The sequence below is a fragment of the Alexandriicola marinus genome, from assembly GCF_004000435.1.
Classification (GTDB): domain Bacteria; phylum Pseudomonadota; class Alphaproteobacteria; order Rhodobacterales; family Rhodobacteraceae; genus Alexandriicola; species Alexandriicola marinus.
In genome coordinates this window covers 346,102-369,346 of record NZ_RBVZ01000002.1, presented here as the reverse complement: position 1 = coordinate 369,346, position 23,245 = coordinate 346,102, and the positions used below count along the sequence as shown (strand labels likewise).

Genomic DNA, 23,245 nt, shown 5'->3' with positions numbered 1-23,245 from the left:
TTAACATCTCGTTAACTGTCGAGAGGCCGGGGTTCAGACGCTTGGCGCGGCGATGCAGGCGCGAAAGGCGGCGACAGGCTCTGCCGCTCCGTCAAGGGGGATGGCAACGGCTTCGTCTCCGATCAGGGCAATAGCAACGTCGTTGAATGCCAGCCCGTCGAGGACGTTCCCGAACCCGCTGTCGCGCACAGTCAGGGTGCGCCCGGTATCCGTCAGGGCATGTCGGTCGGTCATGATAAGGTTGGGGCGCGACCCTTCGAACCGGATTCCGAAAGGCGATGTATCGGGCCAGGGCCTGTCGGTCAGGGTCAGTTCAATCGCGTACTCGGGGATCGACGGGTCGAACGTGACCCTGACCTGTGCCTGATCCGTAGCATGGTCGAGGGTGCAGATCGGGATCGCCCGGAATTCCCAGGCCGATGCCGGGGTCGAAAGCGTCAAGACAAGAAAGGCGGCCATCATCTTCATCACCGTGAACCTAGTGCCCTGTCGACCTGTGACCAGATGCCGCCCTGCCGGGCGCCGTCTTGATCGCGCAGAAAACATTCCCATCTCCGAAGTGAATCACACAAAGGAGATGTCACGATGCAATGCCCGGTCGATGGAACAACCCTTGTCATGGCGGATCGAAACGGGGTGGAGATCGACTATTGCCCGCAATGCCGTGGCGTCTGGCTCGATCGTGGTGAACTCGACAAGATCATCGAGAGGAGTGTTCAGGCGCCGCCTCCGCCCCCGCAGGATCGCGGTGGATACGACGAGCGTCCCCGCAAGAAGAAGCGCGGCGGGTTTCTGGATGAGTTGTTCGACTTCTGACCTGTTGCGAGAACAACAAACATATGCGAATGTGTTCATGTAATTTAGCGCGATGTCCGTCTGGTTCGATGGGCCGTGCGAGGAGGACACTCATCATGAAGACATTCGCAACAAGCATTTTGGTTCTCGGGCTCACCGGTGCGGCTCAAGCCGAAGATGTGAACATCACGCGCGACATGGCCTCTGCCGTCGTGCAGACGCCCAGCGGCGAAGTCGAGATCTCGCGCATTCAGGATCAGGACGCGGTGATCGAGGGCGAATTCGCCCGTATCGCGCGGCCCTGTCCGAATTTCTGCATCCAGCCGATGGTCCCGGCCGAAGGCGTGACGCCGGTTGGTGAACTGGAAGTGATCGCCGCGCTTCAGGACCCCGAAACCCTCGTGATCGATGGTCGGGTCCGTCCGGAATTCGAAGCCGGGACAATTCCCGGTGCGATTTCGGTGCCCTATAACGAGGCGGCCGATCGTCTGGGAGAGCTCGGCTGCGAGATCGATTTCGACGGCTGGATTTGCGAAGGCGCGTTGCCCCAGGTCGTTCTGTTCTGCAACGGCCCATGGTGCGGGCAATCGCCGACCGCGGCGCGGAATATGATCGAGGCGGGCTTTCCCGCAGAAAACATCAGCTACTATCGGGGCGGAATGCAAAGTTGGCAGATGCTTGGCCTGACGATCACCGGAGGTGAGTGACGCCAGATAGGGGACCGAAATCTTGAAAAGATTTCGACGCGCTTTCTTTTCAAGAAAGCGTCTCCCTCGGAGCGATCCGGCGGATCGGCGCACGGTTGCAGAAAATCACCAGTTGACCGGCATTTTCCAGAACCTGGAAACCGCGCCGATCGATCTCGGCAAGAAACCGGTCCATACCGGCAAACCGTTCTACGTCTCGCGCCTTGCGCCGGATCACCGCCCCTTGCTGCACGGCCTTGGACTCAAACAGATCAGAAAGCCAATTCTCGGGTGACAGGGGCGAGTTTCGATCCAACATGACCGAAATTCTGCACCGTGCTGGTTAAAGCGGAGTAAACGCTAGCGTTTGCGTCGTTTGACACCGCCGCGTTGCCCGGCACGACCGGCGGTTGACCGGCCTGAAGCCTTGGCGCTGTCTTCCACGGCCTTCTCCACCGCCTGCTGACGGGCGAGGGGGTCGTCGGCCACGACCAGATCAACGGTTTCAAGCCGCTTGATCTCGTCCCGGAGCCGGGCGGCCTCCTCGAATTCGAGGTTCTCCGCCGCCTTGCGCATATCCGTTCTGAGGCCTTCGAGAACGGCCTGCAGATTTGCCCCCGCCATCGGTTTGTCGACCTTGGCAGTCACGCGGTTCATGTCGACATCGCCCTTGTAGAGGCCTGCCAGAATGTCTTCGACATTCTTGCGCACTGTGGCGGGCGTGATCCCATGTTCCTTGTTGTAAGCGATCTGCTTTGCGCGGCGCCTGTCCGTTTCGCCCATCGCGCGTTCCATCGATCCGGTGATCCGGTCGGCATACATGATCACCCGACCGTCGGCATTCCGCGCGGCCCGGCCAATGGTCTGGATCAGCGACGTCTCGGATCGCAGGAACCCTTCCTTGTCGGCATCGAGGATCGCCACCAGACCGCATTCGGGGATGTCGAGGCCCTCCCGCAGCAGGTTGATCCCGATCAGCACATCGAAGGCGCCAAGCCGCAGGTCGCGCAGGATCTCGATCCTTTCGATCGTGTCGATATCCGAATGCATGTAGCGCACGCGAATGCCCTGTTCGTGCAGGTATTCCGTCAGGTCCTCGGCCATGCGTTTTGTCAAAGTCGTGACAAGCGTCCGGTAGCCCGCGGCCGAGACCCGCCGGATTTCATCCATGACGTCATCGACCTGCGTCTCGACGGGCCGGATCTCGATGACCGGGTCAAGCAGGCCCGTGGGCCGGATGACCTGTTCGGTGAAGACACCGCCCGCCTGTTCCAGCTCCCACGCCGAGGGCGTCGCAGAGACGAACACCGATTGCGGTCGCATCGCATCCCATTCCTCGAACTTGAGAGGGCGGTTATCCATGCATGAGGGCAGGCGGAAACCGTGTTCGGCCAGTGTGAATTTCCGCCGGTAGTCTCCGCGATACATGCCGCCGATCTGCGGAACGGACACATGGCTTTCATCGGCGAAGACAATCGCATTGTCGGGGATGAATTCGAAAAGCGTGGGCGGTGGCTCGCCCGGCGCGCGGCCGGTCAGGTATCGGGAATAGTTCTCGATCCCGTTGCACACGCCTGTCGCCTCGAGCATCTCGAGATCGAAATTCGTCCGCTGTTCAAGACGCTGCGCCTCAAGCAGCTTGCCTTCCGAGACAAGTTGATCAAGCCGCTTTCGCAGTTCTTCCTTGATGCCGATGATCGCCTGCTTGATCGTCGGGCGCGGCGTGACATAGTGCGAATTGGCGTAGATGCGCACCTTGTCGAACCGGTCCGTCTTTTCCCCTGTCAGGGGGTCGAACTCGGTGATCGCCTCCAGTTCTTCGCCAAAGAACGACAGCCGCCAGGCACGATCATCAAGGTGCGCGGGCCAGACCTCGAGGCTGTCGCCACGGACCCGGAAACAGCCGCGCTGAAACGCCTGATCGTTGCGCCGATATTGCTGCGCCACCAGATCGGCGATCACCGCCCTTTGATCGTATTCGTTTCCGGCGATCAGGTCGGTCGTCATGGCCGAATAGGTTTCCACCGAGCCGATACCATAGATGCACGAAACCGAGGCCACGATGATCACGTCGTCCCGTTCCAAAAGCGCCCGGGTCGCCGAATGGCGCATCCGGTCGATCTGTTCATTGATCTGGGATTCCTTCTCGATATAGGTGTCCGACCGCGGGACATAGGCCTCGGGCTGGTAGTAATCGTAGTAGCTGACGAAGTATTCGACCGCGTTGTCGGGGAAGAAGCCCTTGAATTCGCCGTAAAGCTGGGCGGCAAGCGTCTTGTTGGGCGCAAGAATGATTGCCGGGCGCTGGGTCTCTTCGATGACCTTGGCCATGGTGAAGGTCTTGCCCGTCCCCGTTGCCCCCAGAAGAACCTGGTTCTGCTCGCCGCTCAGGATGCCCTCGGCCAGTTCGGTGATCGCGATGGGCTGATCGCCGGCCGCGTTGAATTCGGTCACCATCTTGAACCTGCGCCCGCCTTCCAGCTTTTCGCGCCGTCCGGGGGCGGCGTTCATGACGGGCATGTGATCGGGGCGATTGTTGTGCATGGGACGATTCCTTCCTGCGCCTTCATAGATGGCGCAATACTGCCCCGGTGCAACCCCGCCTGCTGACATCGTCCTGTCAGCAGGCCGACAGCCCTGTCTGGGGGCCGTTGCAGTCCGCGATCGTGTCCCCATATCTGCAGGGCAGGGCCGACCCGATGGCCTGATCCGGGTGCCCCGCCCCTTGCCGGGGCGGGCGAAATCCCCGATAAGGCAGGTGGTCAGATGACGAGGATGGATGATGCGCGCGCGAATCTACAAACCGGCCCGGACAGCGATGCAATCCGGCACCGCGAAGACGGATGACTGGGTTCTGGAATTCCCGTCGCAGACGGCCCGCGAAGTCGATCCGCTGATGGGCTGGACCTCTTCTGCCGACACGCAGGCTCAGGTGAAGATGACCTTCTCCACCAAGGAGGCCGCGCTGGAATATGCAGAGCATCACGGGATCGACGCGATCGTGTCCGAGCCCAAGACCCGCAAGCCCAATATCCGCCCCGGTGGCTATGGCGAGAACTTCGCCACCAACCGTCGTGGTGCCTGGACGCACTGATTTCCGGCGCGCTTTAAGACGCCGTCGCCGACGCCTGAAAGGCGTTCGGACGATCGCGGCTCTCACCGCGTTTCGAGGTCTGCATCTGCCCTGTCTGCATGTCGCCCAAGGCGCGCGCCCGGATGATCGCCACACCTTGCGATGCAATGCCGGCGTGGTTGATCCGCGAATACACCCATCCCACCCACGACATTCCGGGCGACCTTGCTGACCTTCGGGCCCTGCTACCCCGGTACATGGAACTCCTCGCTTCCGGCGAACCGGTCGACGATTTCCGCGCCGTGAGCGAGTTGCGCCGTTTCGGCGCGGCGATCGCCGGGCATCCTGATTTCCTGTCGCCCGAGCAACAGGCAGCATACGAGCTTTGGGCAATGGCCCTGCTGCGGGCCTGGCCGGTTGCCGCCAACCCAGACGCGTCAGAGGCGGACCTGCTGTATCCGCTCGTGCTCCTGCTGGCGGGTGGCATACGGGCCGAGGCGATCCTGACCGGTGTTGAGGACCTGTTCGACGAACCGGCGACAGTCGGGGCCTTCTCCGAGGCCCTGCTGCGTAGCTTTGGCGGTGTCGATCTGCTCGATCTGCCACCGTTCCGGGCAGCGCCCGAGACCCAGCGCACGGCGTTGCTCAACTGGCTGAAAGGTACGTCCCTGCGAAACATGCTCGAGATTTCGGCCACCGATCCCGACTTGCCCGACGGGCAGAGCGAGGCCGCCCGGATCGTCTCTGCGCGGCTGGAGCGGGTGGCCCTGCGAGCCTGAGAGTCCGCGGAAACGATACATTTGACTTGCGCCTCGCCACCCGGTCGCGCAAAAACCCTGCCAGCGGTCCGGTAGCTCAACTGGATAGAGCAGCTGACTTCTAATCAGCAGGCTGAGGGTTCGAGTCCTTCCCGGATCGCCAGAGAAACCGTATCAAGACCATTATCTAGAAGAGGTAGCGCGATTAATTTCGCTAGCCTAGTGTGATGTCTGGCTTTCACTTAGCTTCCACCGAAGCGGGAATAACGTTTGGTTTTGATGGCAAGATCAAATCTCCCAGACTAAGTAGAATCGAAGAGATGCCATATGTTTCAAGGGGGTTCCTTGAGCCTTTCGTCTTCGGTCCGCGGTCAAAGAACCAGCCTCCATCCCCCTGAAACCACCCCCTGCGGCATGACGTTCGACCTCTACTGTTTTGAAGCTTGCAGGCAGCGCTTGGTGATTTCGTTTCGGTTTGCTTGCCTGATGGCAGGGCTGTCCAAGGTCAGTGCCAATCGCTCGGAGGTGCGTGTCCAAAGGTCCAAGACTTGATGCCATAGGTCCACGTTCTTCCTCATCGAAGATGCTGAAGGAGGTTCAGGCCTCGTCTTCGGGACAGCGCTCGCGGGTTAGGGCCACCGGTTCAAGGATCAAGACGCAACAAGCGCGAACCGCGGTCCAATGACACCATTAGCTTTGGGGGTATCGCGCGCCACGTCGCCGAAGTAAGAATTGCTCTCATCGCGCACTGGCAAGGACCTCCTAGGCTTTTCAGTGCTGTGCCGCGGATCATTGGCCTGATGCCCCCCAACAAGGGGGGGGCGTCGCTGCTGATTGGCCCTTGGGTGTTGGTCTTATGGCGCCAGCGGTTACTAGCTTCGTTGTGATTAGTAATTCCCAACGAAATTGGCAGTGACGGAGGGTGCGGCCTCATCGGTGCTAAACACCATGCCAGCCACACCGGCTGCCTCCGTCCCGAATAGGGCTCCACTCACGACACCAGATACGGTTTCACCTGTCGGACCTAGCTCAGCATCGGTTCCATAGAAAATGCCTGAAGCCGCGTCGATTTCGATCACCCCGCCGTCGATTACATGGCTCCCGTTATCGGCGGATAGGGTTGCTGTTCCCCCATCCAGGTCAGCTGTGAATGTAAACGCCATATCTACAGTCTCGTCGCCGAGATGGAGGAACGCCGCATTATCCGCCGACTCGCCGTATACGATGGTTCCGGATGGGATATCTGTCAGCGGGCTCCCGAAAACCGCGATATCCAAGTTGGGACCATCAACGTCATATTTTATTTGGGAAGATGCGGCCTCTGTCCCATCGTTGATCGAAATCTGATACCTCGTGCCAACCCTGTCGAAATCAGCAGAGCTCGCCGTCACGGCATAGTCTGTCCGATTGCCGGTTGTAATGCCCGCACCGCGCGTCGAGCCCGGATCTGCTGCGATATCTTGAGGGTCGCTCCGGTAGGTTTGACCATAGCCATTTTCATTTTCAAAAGAGCCGAGGACTGCTCCCGTATCATAGGCATGATCAATTGTAATTATCAGCCCAGTGCCAGTTGCGTCGATCACATCGCCCGCCTCGACTGAGGTATCCGTTTCTCCGCCTCCGGAGCTAACGCATGCAGACAACAGAACCAGAGTGGAAACGGCAGTGAGGATTGTTTTTGCAGTCATTAGAAACTCCCTATCTGGTTGGCGAAATGAGCCGACGGGGGTCCGGTTCAAAAATTCTTCCGCTTCGATCTCCTTTCTAAAGTTGATCCAAGAGAGGATTGTCAGAATTATGCGCCTTCTTGCTGCTCACTTCTGGATTCGAAACCCCAACGATAGCCGGTAGTTATGGCTATCCCCGGAGTGCCTCATGCGTAGCGCGACCACCGGTATTTGGCTCACTAACTCTAGCACTGTGACTGCCCCGCAAAGATAATCCGTTTTCTGGGTGACGATAGGGCCCAGCCCTAAGCCCAAGTTCCGCGATCCGAGGGCCTTGATGTCGAGGCCGAGGGCCGTTTTGCGTGGTGCGCAGACCACTTCGGCACAGTCCTGTTCCGGGTTGGTCATTGACTGCGCACATTCTCAGACCTCGATCCGAGCGTCGGTCTCGGTGTCGAAGAAGGTCATTCTGCTGCGGTCGAATGCGAGGCCGATCGGGGCCATGCTCTCTTCGTCGAGACGCCCCGGCAGTTTGGCCGTCAGCGTTTTCCCCGCCAACTCGAATTGGACATAGCATTCGGAACCGGTGTTCTCGATCATGATCGGCGTGACGCTCAGATCGGGCGTCTCGCTCCGCGACAGATGCTCGGGGCGGATACCTGCTATGACATTGGCCGGCAACCGCGCAGCCAGATCGCCCAGATCGATCCTGTCGTCCCCCAGGTGCAGAGCCCCGCCTGCAACGGTGCCCGGGCACAGGTTCATCGGTGGGCTGCCCATGAAGTCGGCGACGAATGTATTGGCGGGCGTGTCGTAGATTTCGGCGGGTGTACCGATCTGCTGGACGTATCCGCCCTTCAACACCACGATCCGGCTGGCGAGCGTCATGGCCTCGATCTGGTCATGGGTCACGTAGACAATCGAGGCGCCCGTCGTGCGGTGCAGTCGCTTGATCTCGGCCCGCATCTCGACCCGCAGTTTCGCATCGAGGTTCGACAGCGGCTCATCGAAGAGAAAGAGCTTCGGGTCACGGACCAGCGCGCGGCCCATCGCGACCCGCTGGCGCTGCCCGCCGGAGAGCTGGCTGGGCTTTCGGTCGAGAAGGTGGTCGATCTGGAGAAGCTGGGCGACCTCTTGGATCTTGGCCTGTGCCTGCGCCTTCGGAACGCCGCGGATCTTCATGCCGAAGCCGATATTCTCTCTGACGCTCATTGTCGGGTAGAGCGCGTAGGATTGAAAAACCATCGCGATATCCCGATCCCTCGGGGGCTCGTTCGTCACATCGCGGCCCGCGATCGAGAGCGTGCCGGACGTGATCTCCTCCAGCCCTGCGATGCAATTGAGGAGCGTAGATTTGCCGCAACCGGACGGGCCGACGAGAACAAGGAATTCGCCCTGTCGCATCGTGATGTTGATGTCGTGCAGGACATCGACGGCACCGTAGGATTTCACGAGGTCGAGGGTCGACAGCGCAGTGGCGGGGGCAGGGGAATCTAGGGCCAAGGGTCTGTTCCGTTTGCTGGTGCCGGGCCTGTGGAATCACGGACGATCAATTCGGCCCTGTTGAGGGATTGCAGGGACAGGGGGTTTCCCCCGCCGATGAGGTCGACCAGCGCATTGGCCAAAGGAACGCAGGCATCGCGCAAAGGTGCCCGTGTGACGGTAAGCGCCGGCGAGAAACTGATCGCCCGCGACAAGGGCAGATCATCGTCATGGGCCATGACCGAGAGGTCGCCCGGCACCAAAAGGCCGCGATCGCGCACGGCGCGCATCACGCCTTCGGCAAGCAAGGTCGAGCTGCAGATGATCGCGGTAGGCGGCGTGCCGCGCTGTCCCGCCAGGAGCGAGAGTGCCTGCCTGTAGCCCGCCGCCTCCGATGGCGCGTCGTTGGTGTGTGCCCCGTCGATGACGGGCAGTCCGGCGGCAGCCATCGCACCCAGATATCCGGCACGTCGACGCGCAACGTGGCTGTAGGGCTCCGCCCCGTTCAGATAGGCGATGCGTTTGTGGCCAAGCGCTGCGAGAAGCTGCACGGATTCGGCGGCGACCGCGTAATTGTCGATGGTGTAGAATGGGTAATCCGCATCCAGCCGATCCCGCCCGTGAACGACGAAAGGGATACCTTCGGCCTTGAGAAAGTTGACCCTGGGGTCGTCCATCACTGGCGCGTTAAGGATGAAACCGTCCAGCATGTCGCGGCTCAGCATCCGGCGATAGGCCTCGATCGGATCGTGTCCCTGATCGACGGCAAGAACGAGGTCCGTATCCCGGGCGGCAAGGGCCGCCGACATGCCAACCAGCACTTCCATGAAGGTCTGGTCGGCGCGGAGATCGGGGCTCGTCTTCACGATCATGCCGACCATGCCCGAACGCCCCGTCACGAGCCGCTGGGCCGAGCGGTTGGCCCGGTAGCCCATCCGTTCGGCCACTTCCTGCACCCGCTCGCGGGTCTTGAGCGACACTTCCGGAAAGCCGTTCAGCGCACGGCTGACGGTGGCGGGCGACAACCCCAGCTCATCCCCGATGTCCTTGAGCGTGATCATTCCAAAATCGCTTGCAGCAATTGCCGAGACTCGATTTTCTATAGGCCGGTTAATCTGCGAAATACAGTGGAAATGTCAAATTAAATCGTTTTGAAAATATTTGAACCGCTGCTATATGTCTCGCCGAATCGTACCGAGAGGGAGTAGTCGACATGCGGGAATGGTGGCGCGACGCGATCATCTATCAGATCTATCCACGCTCCTTCATGGATTCCTCCGGCAATGGCGTGGGCGACCTGAAGGGGATCACCAGCCGCCTGCCGCACGTTGCCTCCCTTGATGTCGACTGCATCTGGTTGTCGCCAATCTTCAAGTCGCCGCAACGTGACATGGGCTATGACGTGTCGGATTACTGCGACGTTGATCCGATCTTCGGCACGCTGGACGATTTCGACGAGATGATCGCCCGTGCTCATGATCTAGGCCTCAAGGTGATCACCGATCAGGTGCTGAGCCACACGTCCGACCAGCATCCGTGGTTCACGGAAAGCCGCGCCTCCCGCGACAACCCGAAATCCGACTGGTATGTCTGGGCCGATCCGCTGCCCGATGGCAGCCCGCCCACGAACTGGCACAGCCATTTCGGCGGTCCGGCCTGGGAATTCGACGCAGGCCGCGGGCAGTATTACCTGCACCACTTCCTCGCCTCGCAGCCCGACCTCAACTACCACAATCCCGACGTGGTGGATGCGATCCTCGATACCTGCAAGTTCTGGCTCGACCGGGGGCTCGACGGGTTCCGGCTCGATACGGTGAACTACTACTACCACGATCAGGAACTGCGCTCGAACCCGCCGGCCAACACCCGGCCGCAGGTCATGGCGACCGATCTCTACGGGATGCAGAGGAACATCTATAACAAGACCCGACCCGAGAACCTCGGCTTCCTCGAGCGCCTGCGCGCGCTGACCGATCAGTATGACGACATCATGATGGTCGGCGAAGTGGGCGAGATGGGCGATCGCTCGATCGAGATCATGGCTGAGTACACCGCCGGCACGAAGCGGCTGCATATGTGCTATTCTTTCGCCATGCTCGGCCCCGATTTCAGCGCCGGGCATTTCCGCGGCTGCATTGACGGTTTTCAGAGAGGGGCGCCCGACGGGCATCCTTACTGGTCATTCTCGAACCATGACGTGCCACGCCATCCGTCCCGCTGGGCTGACCACGCCGTCGATCACGACAGCATGGCCCGGATGTCGGCGTCGATGCTGATGGCGTTCGAGGGCACAATCGGCATCTATCAGGGCGAAGAGCTGGGCCAGGAAGAGACCGTAATGGAATATCACGAGCTGACCGACCCGCCCGCGATCCGCTTCTGGCCCGCGGTCAAGGGCCGGGACGGTTGTCGCACCCCCATGACATGGGAGGCCGAAGCGCCCAACGGTGGATTCACCACCGGCACGCCCTGGCTGCCTGTCAAGGAACCGCAGCTCGCCCATGCGGTCGACCTGCAACAGGCGCAGAACGACAGCATCCTGCATTACTACCGCGAGATCATCGCGTTTCGAAAGGCGAACCCCGCCCTGACCGAAGGAAAGACGACCTTCATCGACCTGCCGGAACCCTTCCTTGCGTTCCGCAGGGACGCGCCCGACCAGAGCCTGACCTGCATCTTCAACCTCTCGAAGGACGGCGCCCGCTTCGACCTCGAGGGGGCGGCGGAGATCGTCGGACCATCTCAAGCCACGCTCGATGGAGAAGGGCTGAGCCTACCGGGAAACGGCTACGCCTATCTTCAACACCAAGGGGATCTGTCCCTGCGGCCAACAGCGGCCGTCGCCGCGAACTGACGACACTACCACCGGGAGGAGACCCACATGAAAAAGACCATCACCATTGCGGCCCTGCTTCTGGGCACTGCAATGCCCGCCTATGCCGTCGAAGACGGCACGCTCCTGATCTGGACCGGTGCAAACCGCGACAAGGCCGCTCTGGAAGCGGCGGTGCAACCCTTTGTCGACGATTACGGCATCGAGGTCACAGTCGAGGTCGTCGATCCCGACCTGCCGCAGAAATTCCAGCAGGCGGCCTCGACCGGCGATGGCCCCGATATCGTGATGTGGGCGCATGACCGGTTCGGCGAATGGGCTTCGGGCGGCCTGATCGCGCAGGTTCAGCCTTCGGCCGCCTGGGCTGACGGCGTTCTCGGCACCACCATGGATGCGGTGACGTTCGATGGCGCGACATGGGGCTATCCGGTCAGCGTCGAGGCCGTGCACCTGATCTACAACACAGACCTGATCGAGACGCCCCCCGCCTCGTTCGAAGAGCTGCTGGCAATGGATTTCGACGGGCAGAAGATCCTCTGGGATTACAACAACACCTATTTCACCATGCCCCTTCTGATGGCGAATGGCGGCTTTGCCTTCGAAAAGGTGGATGGCAGCTATGATGGCTCCGCCACCGGAGTGAACAACGAGGGCGCCATCGCTGGCGCCGCCATGCTCGAGCGCCTGATCGAAGAGGGCGTGATGCCTGCTGGCGTCGACTATGGCGTCATGGACGGCGCGATGAACAAGGGCGAAGTCGCGATGGTGCTGAACGGGCCCTGGGCCTGGGGTGGCCTGAAGGACTCGGGCATCAACTTCGCGGTTGCGCCGATCCCGTCGGTTGATGGTGCAGGCTCCCCGCCTTTCCTCGGTGTTCAGGCGATGGCGATCAATGCGGCCTCGCCCAATGCCGATCTCGCGGCCGAACTTCTCGAGAACTACCTTCTCGTGGACGATGGGCTTGCCACCTGGAACGCGAATGGTGCGTTGGGTGCACTGGCCGATGCCTCGGCTGCGTCGGCACAGGACGATGCCAATATCAGCGGCATGCTTGAGGTCGCCGCCTCGGGCATTCCAATGCCGTCCAACCCCGAGATGGGCGCATTCTGGGCCGCGATGGGCCCCGCGCTGACCAACATCACCTCGGGCGCGCAAGACCCCGAGACGGCGCTGAACGACGCTGCTGCCCGAATTCTGGGCGAGAACTGATCCATCGCTGCGCGGCGGCTTCGGCCGCCGCCCAACCGGCCCCGGTGACCAAGCGTGCCGGGACCGGCCCGCAGACGGAGCCTGAAGATGACCACCGCCGAATTCTCTGCCCCGCCCGCGCCGCGCCCATGGCTTCGGTTCGGTATTGTCGCTGTGATCACGGCGGGCCTCCTGTGGGCGGCATTCTCGCTCTACACGCTCGGGCAGCCCCTGTTCGGGGCCATCCTGCTTGCGTTGGCCGGGGCCTTCGCGCTGGTCTTCGGTTCCGAGAGGTTCTACGGAACCCGGTTCATTCTGCCGGGCATCGCGGCGGTTCTGATCTTCATCGCCTTTCCCGTCGTCTACACGATCTGGATCGGCTTCACGAATTACAGCTCGTTCAACCTGCTCACGTATGAGCGCACCGTCGAGGTGCTGACATCCCGTAGCACGGTCGATCAATCGACCGAGCAGCCCTTTGCCGTCGCGGCGGATGGTGACGCATACCGGATCTGGCTGCCGGAAAGCGGGCTACTGTCGGAGCCTGTCTCTCTGACCGAGGAAGCGACGGTGAGCTTGTCGCCTGCGCCGGAGCCCGATGCTCTCCTCGAACGGCGCGAGGCGATCCAGCTGCGCGAGGGCCTTGGCCAACTGATACTCGAGACGCCCGAAGGCCAGCAAATCCGCAATGCCGGTGTGCGCACCTTCGCCTCTGTGGTTCCTGAGTTTGTCCAGACCGGAGAAGGCGAACTGACCCGCAGTGACGGCACTGTCCTGACCGCCAACCACGACACCGGTTTCTTCGAGACCCCCGAGGGTGATCAGGTTCCGCCCGGCTGGCGGGTGAATATCGGCACCGCCAATTTCGAACGGATTTTCACTTCCGAAGGCATCCGGGGTCCGACGCTGTCGATCTTCGTCTGGACCTTTACCTTCGCCGCGCTCTCGGTCTTCTTCTGCTTTTCGGTCGGTCTGCTCCTCGCGGTGATCCTCCAGTGGGAGCATCTGCGCTTCAAACCTGTCTATCGGGTCCTGCTGATCCTGCCCTACGCGGTGCCGTCTTTCATCTCGATCCTCGTCTTCAAGGGGCTGTTCAACCAGAATTTCGGAGAGATCAACCTGATCCTCGAGGCGCTGTTCGGCATCCGTCCCAACTGGTTCACCGATGCAAACCTGGCCCGGACAATGGTGGTCATCGTCAATGTCTGGCTTGGCTATCCCTACATGATGCTGCTGGCGATGGGCTTTCTTCAGGCCGTGCCGGAGGATCACAAGAAAGCAGCGGCCCTCGAAGGGGCCTCCTCGGTGCGGGTGTTCTTCACCATCACCTTGCCGCAGATCCTTCCGCCCTTCCTGCCACTGCTGATCGCGGCCTTCGCGTTCAACTTCAACAATCTCGTGCTGATCTTCCTGCTGACACGGGGGCTGCCGGATATCCCCGGAACGGTGATCCCCGCTGGACAGACCGATATCCTGGCCTCTTTCACCTACCGGCTCGCCTTCGACAATGCGGGGCAGCAATTCGGGCTCGCAGGTGCCATCACGCTGATCATCTTCATCGTGGTCGCGGTCATCAGCTATGCCAATTTCGTGGCCATGCGCCGGGCGGCCTCGCGCCGGTCGGGCCAGCCCGCCTGAGGACCCTGATCATGATCGTCGAACGCCCCCGCGACCTCCGGATCAAGAAGATCCTCGCACATGGATTCCTGCTGATCTTCCTGACGCTGATCATGTTCCCGTTCCTGATGGTCCTGTCGATCAGCTTTCGGGAAGGCAATTTCTCGGTCGGTTCCCTCATCCCCGAGAACCCGACGCTTGAACATTGGGTGCTGGCTTTCGGCTTCGACTACAGACGGGCCGACGGGCAGGTGATCTCGCCGCCGTACCCTGTTCTTCTGTGGATGTGGAACTCTATCAAGGTGGGTGTGATAGCGGGGCTTGGCGTTCTGGCCATAGCCACGATCTCGGCCTATTCGTTCAGCCGGATCCGTATGCGGGGGAAGGCCGCGATGCTCGACGGTCTGTTCCTGATCCAGATGTTTCCCACGACGCTCGCGCTGGTCGCGATCTTCGCGATCTTCGATGCGTTGGGCGAGGTCGCGCCGATCCTCGGGCTCGACAGCCACGTGGCGCTGATCCTGATCTACCTGTCGGGCGTGACCCTCCATATCTGGACGATCAAGGGATATTTCGATTCCATCGACCGCGCGCTCGACAATGCTGCGGCAATCGACGGGGCGACGCCGTGGCAGACCTTCCGCTATGTATTCCTGCCGCTCGCCGTGCCGATCATGGCTGTGGTGTTCGTTCTGTCCTTCATTGGCTTCATCAACGACTATCCCGTGGCCTCGGTCCTGATCCGCTCGGAAAGTCAGATGACGCTCGCCGTCGGAGCGCGGCTTTACCTGAACGAGTTCCGGTATCTCTGGGGCGACTTTGCCGCCGCCGCCATCCTGTCGGGACTGCCAATCACGGTCGTGTTCCTGATAGCTCAGCGCTACCTGGTCAGAGGACTCAGCGAAGGAGCGGTCAAGGGGTGAAGCTCAGGCCCCGGTAACCTGGGTCATCCGGTCCTGACAGACAAACCCGGCTTGAGGCAGGGCAGAGGGCCGACCAGCGTTCTGACATGATCAGGCGCTAGACTTGCGGGCGCACCCTTGCCAAGGCATCCACGGCGCGCCGTTGGGCCGCGCGGGTTGCTTCGGCCCTCGATTGTTTCTGGAGCAGCATGTCGTGGAATTCCTCACCCGCGATTGCTATGATCTCCGCAATGCCCGGCAGTGGAGCGCGAGGCCACATCTTCAGGTAACCCTGAGCTTCCATCTGGTCGACGGTCGCAATCATTGGCGAGAGGGCGGCAACCTCCGGGTCAAGGCTGACCGAGCGTCGTGGGCTCGCCAGGCTCCCGTTGGTCATGTAGATCTTGGCCGCCGAGGCGGTGGTTATCGCCTGCAATGCTTGCCAGACCGCATCAACCCTTCTTGCAGAGATGTTCGACGGGATGGCCAGTGAGTAGCCCCCCATCGGCACAATCGGTCGGCTCTCTGCAAAAGTCGGGTGCGCTGCGTAGCCGGTCGTCCGGTATGCGGGCGATGAGCGATCCAGTTCGTAGACCGGAGCCAGCAGAGAGTGAGAATAGGCCATGGCCGTCCGGCCCTCGGCATAGGCCTTCGCGCGGTCATACCAGGTCATCCGAAGGACGTCGTCCGGCGCGACATCGCGCAGGCTGAGCAGGAATTCCGCCGTCCGCGCCGCGGCTTCGCTGTCGAACATCGGGCGAAGGAATGCACCTTCGGCCGCAGCATAGTCGAAGCCTTCGTCCGTTCGCGGAAGGTCCAGAACGGGCTGACCGAAGGCGGCCATGAGCATCAGGAAGGTGTGGCCAAGCGCTGTGCCGCGGCCGCCGTTCCATGCGATCCCGGCGCGTCCCGCCGCCGGCTGGTGGAGCGCCCGGGCCACCTCCAGCAATTCGTCGGTCGTTTGCGGGGGAGCGAGACCGGCTTCGGCAAGCAGATCGGTCCGGTAGACCAGCAGTTCCCCCGAGACCATGATGGGGACGCCGTACTGTCGCCCCTTCCAGCAAGAGCTGGCCAAGGCGTCGGAATAGATGTCGGATTGGTCAAAGTCCGAATCCTCCAGCAACCGGTCGAGCGGCAGGAGCCGCCCTTCTTCCGCCATCTCGCCAATCCAAGGCAGATCGACGGCGACGATGTCATACATGGACACCGCGCGCTCGCTGTTGCGAATGAGTTCCTCGCGCAGCCGGTCGATTGAAAGGGCGCGACTTTCGATGCTCGTCCCGAGGATCATTTCGAACTGCCGCTTGAGATTGAGCATTGCCATGAAGGTCGGGTCGGAATGCACGAGGACGCGCAAGCCCTTGCCAAGCTGGAGCTTCGAAGTCAGCACAGCCGGAGGCGGCAGCAGCAGCGCATCTTCCGAGCGGCTGCGGTTGGCCCGGGGAGGCGGGTCGTCCAGAAGGGCCGTCTTGATCAGCTTCTCGCCGCGAAAGGCAAACTCGCGCCAGCACCGGAGCAGATCACTCGAAGGATGCAGCGAATGGGATCGACCCGAGGCCGTCCGCTCCCGTCGCACGATCATGCCACGCCCTGTCATCGCGTCGATGGTGCGCAGGGCGGTGCCGTATGACATGCCGGACGCCGCCGCGAGGGACGAGGTGGTGACGAGTTTGCCATCGAAGTGCGAGGTGACCAGATGCAGAACGATCCGCATCTCTTTCTGTCCGGCGCCGAGCCTGAGAATGCTCTCGGCTTCGGAATGGAAGCGGTCGACGAATTCGGCGAAGCGCACCTGTTCGTCCCGGACGCGCTGCGGTTCCGTCGTGCCGTCGATCTCGTAGGGCCCTTCGGGCGGAAGAGACGCGGCAGTGGGTGGGTTGCTGACCTTCTTCACTGTGGCCTCCGTCCAGATCGGACAAGCTGACCGGGCCCAGCTTGTCTGCCCTTCCAAGCTACAGGTCTACTTTGGACGCAGGCAATGGCCCCGAGGCATGACAACTGTCCAATCTGGACGAATTGCGGGATATGCGCGTCCCGCTGGATCCATATTTCTTGCTGCATCGCATCGACGCTGACGTTCCGAGCGGCCTTCCAGGGGCACGTTCGACGCTGCTTCCGTCCCGGGAGCGCGGCCAGACGTTTGCCGACTGAAAGGAGCAGGAATGAAACTGTCGTTCAACACTTGGGTCTATTCGAGCTTTCCGGTCTGGGTTCCTGCCTACCCGCTTGACGAGGTCATTCGGCGTCTCGCGCGTATCGGCTATGACGGGATCGAGATCGGGGCTGCCGCGCCGCATGCGTTTCCGGACTACCTCACCCGTGACCGGATCGATGAAATCCGGTTGCTGCTGGACGACAACGGGATCGCCTGCTCGTCGATGTTGCCGGCGCCGGGTGGTGGCCCCGGATTCAACGTCGCCTCGCCCGACCTGGCCGAGCGTGCAGCCGCGATCGATCAGTACAAGAAGGTTGCCGACCTTTGCCACGCATGGGGCGCACCGACGTTGATGTATGTCGCGGGCTGGCAGATCTTCGGCACCGACCGGCGGCAGGCCTGGGCCTGGAGCGCCGCCGCTTTGGAACAGATCGCCGACCACGCCGGACAGGACCTGACGATTGCCGTCGAGCCGACCTCGTCCGACAGCAACCTGATCGACAGTTGTGACGACCTCATCGAGATCATCGAGCAGGTCGACCGCCCGAACGTCGCCGCGATGTTCGACACCTATCACACGCTTTACCGCAACGAAGTGCCCACCGATTACGTCCATCGTCTCGGGTCGCGGCTGAAACACATCCACCTTGCAGACGTGAACCGCGAACCGCCCGGGAGCGGCGTTGTGGACTACCCGTCCCTGATCGAAGCGCTCAAGGCCAACGATTACGAGGGCTATCTCACGATGGAGATCGGCTTCAACCGCCGCAACGTCGAGCCTGACGATCTGGCCCGACGCGCGCTCAGTTACCTCAAAACCATCCTTTGAGATCACGGCCCCTCCCGGTGCGTGCCGGGCGGGGCTGCAGGAAACCAACCCAAAAGGGAGAGAGACATGAAACGAATTGCAGTCGTGGCAACGATCGGCCTTTCGGCCACCCAGGTTGCGGCCGAGACGGTCGTCACGCAGTGGGACCAGTTCTCGCAGGCGGGCATCACCGCCGCCGGACCCGCCATGGACGAACTGATCCAGACATGCGCGCCAGCGCTGGGCGGCGCCGAGATCCTGCGCACCGTCGCACCGTCGATCGGCATCCGGGACAGCTACCGGCTCGCCGTGGCGGCAGGAAAGACGCCCGACCTTGCCTATACGTGGCCCGCCGCATCGGTGTTGTCGGGCTATGCACGCACCGGCGCACTGGCGCCGCTCGACGAATATTATGCCGAATATGGCTGGGAGCATGTCAACGACTTCTATCGCGGGCGCAACTCCTATGACGGGAGCCTCTATGGCGTGCCCATGGAGCAGGACCTGATGGGGGTCTATTACAACGAGGCTCTGTTCGAAGAGCATGGCATCGCGGTCCCGACGACCTACGATGAATTCGTCGCAGCGGCGAACGCGTTCAAGGAGGCCGGCGTCGTCCCCATCGCGTTCGGCAATCGGGATCGCTGGCCGGCCACCAACACCTTTTCGCTGATCCTCGGCCTCACCGCCGGCAAGCAGGTCGAAGAGGACGTCTTCTTCCGCGATACGCCCTGGACGAACGAGGCGTTCCTTCAGGCGGCGACGGTCTTTCAGGACTGGGCCGAAGACGGCTGGTTCCCCCGCGGTTTCAACGGCGTCGGCTATGACGAGGCGAACGCCTTGTTCCTGTCGGGCCGCGCCGCGATGACGATAACGGGGACCTGGGTGATCCAGGACATGATCCGCGGGTCGGACAACATCGCGCTCGGGGTGTTCATGCTGCCGCCGATCGCGGATGGCGTCGCGCCCGGAACGATGTGGGGTGAAGGGTCGCAATGGCAGCTCTCGGCCAGCGCCGACGAGGCCACAAGGGAAGCGGCGGCGGCCTATCTCGATTGTCTGGTCAGCGACGAAAGCCAGCGGGTCTGGGTGCAAAAGGGCTATACCGTGCCGATCGGCACCACGCCCGAGGAACTTGCCGAATGGGGTGCCCACCCGGTGGTCCACTCCTTCTTCGAGCAGGGCCTCGCGACGCCTGAGAGCAACTTCTACGACCTTCACACGACGCTGCCTGAAAGCGTGACGCAGGTTCTCTATCCCGAGCTGCAGCGCCTCGCCGGTGGCGACACGACGCCCGAAGAGTTCCTGCAGGCGATGCAGAGCGCATGGGAGGCCGCGGTCGCCAACGGGGATCGCTGGATACCCTGAGCAATCCTGGCGGGCCGGCGCGTCCGGCCCGCCAGGATTTGTCCGCCCGCCCAATTCGTCCGTACGAGGAAGACCCATGCACTCGCCCCGCACCGCCTACTGGTTCCTCGCGCCCGCGCTAATCCTCTATCTCGCCTTCGTGGCCGTGCCGATCGCCCAGGTCGTGGGCTACAGTTTCTTTTCGTGGGACAGCGGTCAGCTCGACCAATTCGTCGGGTTTGCAAATTTCGCGCGCCTTGGAACCGACTCCGTGTTCTGGGCTGCCCTGTGGCACAACGCCGTCTGGGTTGTCCTGACGCTTGCCTTTCCTCTTCTTGCCGGTCTGCTGCTTTCCGCGATCCTCGCCGAGCGGCGGCCGAACACTGTGCGCGCGCTTGCTGCGATCTATTTCATACCGCGGACCATCCCGCTCGTCGTTGCGGGGATCATCTGGGGCTGGATCTACAATCCGATCTTCGGCCTGTTGAATTACGGTCTGGACATCCTGGGCCTCGGCCAGTTCGCCCATGCGTGGCTCGCCGAGGAGTCGACGGCTCTGTTCTCGCTCAACGTGGTCGGCGCCTGGACGTTCTTCGGCTTCTGCGTCGTGATCTACCTTGCGGCGATCCAGTCCATCGACCCCTCCCTCTATGAGGCGGCCGATATCGACGGCGCGGGCTGGGGCGCGAAGTTCCGGGATATCACCGTGCCGCTGCTGCGAAATTCGACGCTCTTTCTCGGGCTTTATGCCGCGATCGAGGCGATGCGCTTCTTTGATTTGATCTGGGTGACCACGCAGGGCGGTCCCGGCTACGCGACCGAGGTCCTGACCACGCATGTCTACAAGACCTTCTTCCTCGTTGGCGACTTCGGCTATGCCGCCGTCCTGTCGGTCGTCCTTCTCGTCATCGTGCTCAGCCTTGCCTCGCTGAGCTTCTGGCTGTTGAGGTCGAGATGAAACCCACCACCCGCCCAATCCAGACCCTCGTCCTCGCGATCTTTGCGATCTATTCGCTTGCCCCGGTCTACCTCGTCGTGCTCGCCTCGATGCGCAGCGAGGCGGACCTGTTCGCCGGACCGCTGACGCTGCCCTGGCCGCTCAATCTCGAAAACTTCCGTCGAGTGTGGTCCGAAAGCGGCTTTTCCACCTATTTCTGGAACTCTGTGGTGATCTCGGTCAGCGTCACCATCATCGTTCTGCTGACCGCACCTTTGGCGGGCTTCGCCTTCGCGAAGATAAGGTTCCGCGGGCGCGAGGTGCTGTTCGCCCTGTTCCTGGCGGGGTTGGTAGTCCCGGCCCCTTCCGTCATCGTCGCGCTTTATGGAAATCTTCAGGCGCTCGGGATGATCGACAGCCGGCTGGGCGTGATCCTGCCGCAGGCTGCGCTGCTGACGCCGTTCTCCGTCTTCATGATGCGCACCGTGATGCAGGACGTCCCCGACGAACTGATCGAAGCCTCCACCATGGACGGGGCCAGCCTGATCCGAACGTTCGTGGGCGTGGTATTGCCGGTCGTTCGCCCCGGCCTGATGTCGCTGATGCTGATCGTGTTCCTGTTTTCATGGCAGGAATACCTGCTGCCCCTCGTCGTGCTTCAGACCGAGACGCTGAAGCCCATCACCGTCGGCGCGGCAAGCCTGCAGGGGCGCTATGGCGTCGACTATGGCGGGATCGCTGCGGCGGGCCTCATCGCATTCGCGCCGCTAGTGCTTCTGTTCCTTCTCCTCCAGCGCTCTTTCGTGCGCGGCCTGTCGGCCGGCGCAGTCAAATAACCCGAACCCGGAGTTCCCTACATGGCCAAGATGACCGCCGTCTTCCTTCCTGGAAACAAGCAAGTCGAAGTTCGCACCGTCGTGGTGCCCGAGCCCGGCCCCGATGAGGTGCTGGTCGAAATCCACGCCTCGTGTATCTGCCGCTCTGACCTGTCGCTCTATTACGGCGACGCAGTCATCTCGGGCGGTGACAGTAACCAGTTCATCTGCGGCCACGAACCGGCGGGAACCGTGGTGAAAGTCGGCGAGGCGGTGACCGAATTTGGCGAGGGCGATAACGTGGCCGTCTATCTTGGGGTCGGGTGCGGCGCCTGCCAGCATTGTCGCACCGGCCACTTCTACCTTTGCCGCAAGTGGAAGTGCCTCGGCTTCACGATGGACGGCGGCAATGCCGAATTCCTCAAGGTCCCCGCGAGGAACCTGCTCAAGACGCCCAAGGGCATGTCTCACCTCGCCGCCGCAATATCCACCGACGCCTTCGGCACCTTGTTCTCGGCCTGCCGCAAGGTCGGTGTCACTGGCCTGTCCACCGTTGGCATCTGGGGCCTCGGGCCGATGGGCGCGGCTGGCACGCTGGCGGCCAAGGCGATGGGTGGCCGCGTCGTGGCCCTCGACCCGATCGAGGAGCGGCGCACATTTGCACGTAACCTCGGGGCGGACCTTGTCCTTGATCCGCGCGACAGGAACGCAGCCGAAGCGATCCGTGAATTCTCGGGCGGCGAGGGATTGACGGGTGCGATCGACTGTTCCGGCCAGCCCGCCGCGCATGACATGGCGCTCGACTGTGCCGCGCCGATGGCCCGGATAGCTCTGGTCGGTGAGAACGCCGAAACCCGCATCCGCACGTCGGACCACATGATCCGAAAACAGCTGACCGTGTTCGGCTCGTGGTATTTTTCGATCGACGAATACGACGATATCCTCTCGCTCATCCGGACCCATGATGTCGATCTTGAACGGCTGGCCACCCATACCTTCGATCTTGCCGAGGCCGAGACCGCATTCCGCATGTTCGACAACCGGGAGACGGAAAAAGCCGTCTTCCTGCGCTGAGGCCGAGCCGATGTCCGACATTCGCATCAAGGGTCTTTGCAAGAGCTTCGGCGCAACCGACGTGCTGAAGAACGTCGACCTCGAGATAGGTTCCGGCGAGTTCGTTGCCTTCGTCGGCCCGTCAGGCTGTGGCAAGTCGACGTTGCTCCGGGTGATCTCGGGGCTTGAAAGCATCACCGCGGGCAGCCTCGAAATCGACGGTCAGCGCATGAACGATGTGCCGTCGTCAAAGCGGGGCATCGCCATGGTCTTTCAGACCTACGCGCTCTACCCGCATATGACGGTCGCGCAGAACATGGGGTATTCCCTCAAGATTGCCCGACGCCCGAAGGCCGAGCGCGAGAGACTTGTCGAGGCGGCAGCCAAGATGCTGCATCTCGAACCCTACCTCGACCGCAAGCCGAGGGAGCTGTCCGGCGGACAGCGCCAGCGCGTGGCGATCGGGCGGGCGATCGTGCGGGACCCGAAGGTGTTCCTGTTCGACGAGCCGCTCTCCAATCTCGACGCCGCACTGCGGCTTCGCATGAGGCTGGAGATCTCGCGGCTGAAGGACGAACTGCCCGGAACGACGATGATCTACGTCACACACGATCAGGTCGAGGCGATGACAATGGCCGACCGGATCGTGGTGCTGAAGGACGGTGAAGTGCAGCAGGTCGGCGCACCGATGGACCTCTATCATTCGCCCGCGACCCTCTTCGTGGCCCAGTTCATCGGGTCACCGACGATGAACGTCCTACATGGTGAACACGCCGCCCGATATGGAGCCAAGACAATCGGCGTCCGGCCTGAACATCTGAGGCTCAGTTCTTCGGAAGGTGATTGGACAGGGACAGCCATTCATTCCGAGCAACTCGGCGCGGACAGCTTTCTCTACGTCGATATCGGCGAGGAAGAGCCTTTGACCGTTCGTCTTGACGGGGAGAAGGACTTGCCCGCTCAGACCAATGTCTCAGTCGTCCCTGTCGCGGGGCGGGTTCACCGCTTCGACGCCACTGGCCGCGCAATGGTCGAACAAGCCTAGCGCGATCATGATGACAGCTACGCACCCGAGCCAACGCTCGCCCGGCAGTCGTCAATTAATAACTGGCGCTCCAACCCGGATGGA

21 protein-coding genes and 1 tRNA gene are annotated in these 23,245 nt (G+C 61.9%); 16 read left to right on the top strand and 6 right to left on the bottom strand.

Going from position 1 to position 23,245, the window contains the following annotated elements:
• Positions 1–33: 33 nt before the first annotated feature.
• The gene (locus tag EP376_RS08165; protein WP_238928694.1) at positions 34–468 is read right to left on the bottom strand and encodes an excinuclease ABC subunit B; all 435 of its coding nucleotides are present in this window, start codon (positions 466–468) and stop codon (positions 34–36) included.
• 117 nt (positions 469–585) lie between these two features.
• Between EP376_RS08165 and EP376_RS08160 the strand changes: the two genes are divergently transcribed.
• The 3 genes from EP376_RS08160 (at position 586) to EP376_RS23590 (ending at position 1,776) form a co-directional block, all read left to right on the top strand.
• A complete protein-coding gene (locus EP376_RS08160) occupies positions 586–816 on the top strand; it encodes a TFIIB-type zinc ribbon-containing protein (RefSeq protein ID WP_127655069.1) in 231 nt (76 codons plus the stop codon).
• A gap of 95 nt (positions 817–911) precedes the next feature.
• A complete protein-coding gene (locus tag EP376_RS08155; RefSeq protein WP_127655068.1) occupies positions 912–1,502 on the top strand; it encodes a rhodanese-like domain-containing protein in 591 nt (196 codons plus the stop codon).
• A 22-nt stretch (positions 1,503–1,524) separates the two neighbouring features.
• On the top strand, positions 1,525–1,776 hold the full coding sequence (locus EP376_RS23590; protein WP_164744891.1) for a hypothetical protein: 252 nt from the start codon (positions 1,525–1,527) through the stop codon (positions 1,774–1,776).
• Between the two features lie 65 nt (positions 1,777–1,841).
• Here EP376_RS23590 and uvrB read toward each other — a convergent pair whose 3' ends face one another.
• Positions 1,842–4,025 (bottom strand): excinuclease ABC subunit UvrB, encoded by a 2,184-nt coding sequence (uvrB, locus tag EP376_RS08145; RefSeq protein ID WP_127655066.1) that lies wholly within the window; start codon positions 4,023–4,025, stop codon positions 1,842–1,844.
• 238 nt (positions 4,026–4,263) lie between these two features.
• On the opposite strand from uvrB, the gene EP376_RS08140 reads away from it, so the two are divergent.
• From EP376_RS08140 to EP376_RS08130, 3 genes are all read left to right on the top strand, one after another.
• A complete protein-coding gene (locus tag EP376_RS08140) occupies positions 4,264–4,575 on the top strand; it encodes an ETC complex I subunit (RefSeq protein WP_127655894.1) in 312 nt (103 codons plus the stop codon).
• 122 nt (positions 4,576–4,697) lie between these two features.
• Complete coding sequence (locus EP376_RS08135; RefSeq protein WP_127655065.1) at positions 4,698–5,333, top strand: hypothetical protein; 636 nt, start codon at positions 4,698–4,700, stop codon at positions 5,331–5,333.
• Between the two features lie 65 nt (positions 5,334–5,398).
• Positions 5,399–5,475, top strand: a tRNA-Arg gene (locus EP376_RS08130).
• 724 nt (positions 5,476–6,199) lie between these two features.
• On the opposite strand, the gene EP376_RS08125 is transcribed toward EP376_RS08130, so the two are convergent.
• The 3 genes from EP376_RS08125 to EP376_RS08115 all read right to left on the bottom strand — a co-directional run bounded on the left by EP376_RS08125 (position 6,200) and on the right by EP376_RS08115 (position 9,522).
• Complete coding sequence (locus EP376_RS08125; protein WP_127655064.1) at positions 6,200–7,000, bottom strand: hypothetical protein; 801 nt, start codon at positions 6,998–7,000, stop codon at positions 6,200–6,202.
• 402 nt (positions 7,001–7,402) lie between these two features.
• Entirely contained in the window at positions 7,403–8,482 is a 1,080-nt protein-coding gene (locus tag EP376_RS08120; protein ID WP_127655063.1) for an ABC transporter ATP-binding protein, read from the bottom strand.
• Positions 8,473–9,522 (bottom strand): substrate-binding domain-containing protein, encoded by a 1,050-nt coding sequence (locus EP376_RS08115; RefSeq protein WP_127655062.1) that lies wholly within the window; start codon positions 9,520–9,522, stop codon positions 8,473–8,475. The genes EP376_RS08120 and EP376_RS08115 overlap by 10 nt, the downstream gene beginning before the upstream one ends.
• A 152-nt stretch (positions 9,523–9,674) precedes the next feature.
• Here EP376_RS08115 and EP376_RS08110 point away from each other — a divergent pair, with 152 nt between their 5' ends.
• The 4 genes from EP376_RS08110 (at position 9,675) to malG (ending at position 15,022) form a co-directional block, all read left to right on the top strand.
• Complete coding sequence (locus EP376_RS08110) at positions 9,675–11,315, top strand: alpha-amylase family glycosyl hydrolase (RefSeq protein WP_127655061.1); 1,641 nt, start codon at positions 9,675–9,677, stop codon at positions 11,313–11,315.
• A gap of 27 nt (positions 11,316–11,342) precedes the next feature.
• On the top strand, positions 11,343–12,503 hold the full coding sequence (gene malE, locus EP376_RS08105; protein WP_127655060.1) for a maltose/maltodextrin ABC transporter substrate-binding protein MalE: 1,161 nt from the start codon (positions 11,343–11,345) through the stop codon (positions 12,501–12,503).
• An 87-nt stretch (positions 12,504–12,590) separates the two neighbouring features.
• The gene (gene malF / locus EP376_RS08100; protein ID WP_127655059.1) at positions 12,591–14,120 is read left to right on the top strand and encodes a maltose ABC transporter permease MalF; all 1,530 of its coding nucleotides are present in this window, start codon (positions 12,591–12,593) and stop codon (positions 14,118–14,120) included.
• 11 nt (positions 14,121–14,131) lie between these two features.
• A complete protein-coding gene (gene malG, locus EP376_RS08095; RefSeq protein ID WP_127655058.1) occupies positions 14,132–15,022 on the top strand; it encodes a maltose ABC transporter permease MalG in 891 nt (296 codons plus the stop codon).
• Positions 15,023–15,119: 97 nt separating this feature from the next.
• Here malG and EP376_RS08090 read toward each other — a convergent pair whose 3' ends face one another.
• The gene (locus EP376_RS08090) at positions 15,120–16,895 is read right to left on the bottom strand and encodes an ABC transporter substrate-binding protein (RefSeq protein ID WP_127655057.1); all 1,776 of its coding nucleotides are present in this window, start codon (positions 16,893–16,895) and stop codon (positions 15,120–15,122) included.
• Between the two features lie 268 nt (positions 16,896–17,163).
• On the opposite strand from EP376_RS08090, the gene EP376_RS08085 reads away from it, so the two are divergent.
• The 6 genes from EP376_RS08085 (at position 17,164) to EP376_RS08060 (ending at position 23,161) form a co-directional block, all read left to right on the top strand.
• Positions 17,164–17,985, top strand: a complete 822-nt coding sequence (locus EP376_RS08085) for a sugar phosphate isomerase/epimerase family protein (protein WP_127655056.1) — start codon at positions 17,164–17,166, stop codon at positions 17,983–17,985.
• 66 nt (positions 17,986–18,051) lie between these two features.
• Positions 18,052–19,332 carry an ABC transporter substrate-binding protein gene (locus EP376_RS08080; protein WP_127655055.1) on the top strand — a complete coding sequence of 427 codons (1,281 nt, stop codon included), beginning with the start codon at positions 18,052–18,054 and terminating at the stop codon, positions 19,330–19,332.
• A gap of 76 nt (positions 19,333–19,408) precedes the next feature.
• On the top strand, positions 19,409–20,269 hold the full coding sequence (locus EP376_RS08075; protein WP_127655054.1) for a carbohydrate ABC transporter permease: 861 nt from the start codon (positions 19,409–19,411) through the stop codon (positions 20,267–20,269).
• Positions 20,266–21,084, top strand: a complete 819-nt coding sequence (locus tag EP376_RS08070) for a carbohydrate ABC transporter permease (RefSeq protein WP_127655053.1) — start codon at positions 20,266–20,268, stop codon at positions 21,082–21,084. Before EP376_RS08075 ends, EP376_RS08070 begins: the two co-directional genes overlap by 4 nt.
• 21 nt (positions 21,085–21,105) lie before the next feature.
• A complete protein-coding gene (locus EP376_RS08065; RefSeq protein WP_203330977.1) occupies positions 21,106–22,137 on the top strand; it encodes a zinc-binding dehydrogenase in 1,032 nt (343 codons plus the stop codon).
• Between the two features lie 10 nt (positions 22,138–22,147).
• Positions 22,148–23,161 carry an ABC transporter ATP-binding protein gene (locus tag EP376_RS08060; protein WP_127655052.1) on the top strand — a complete coding sequence of 338 codons (1,014 nt, stop codon included), beginning with the start codon at positions 22,148–22,150 and terminating at the stop codon, positions 23,159–23,161.
• The last annotated feature ends 84 nt before the right edge of the window (positions 23,162–23,245 follow it).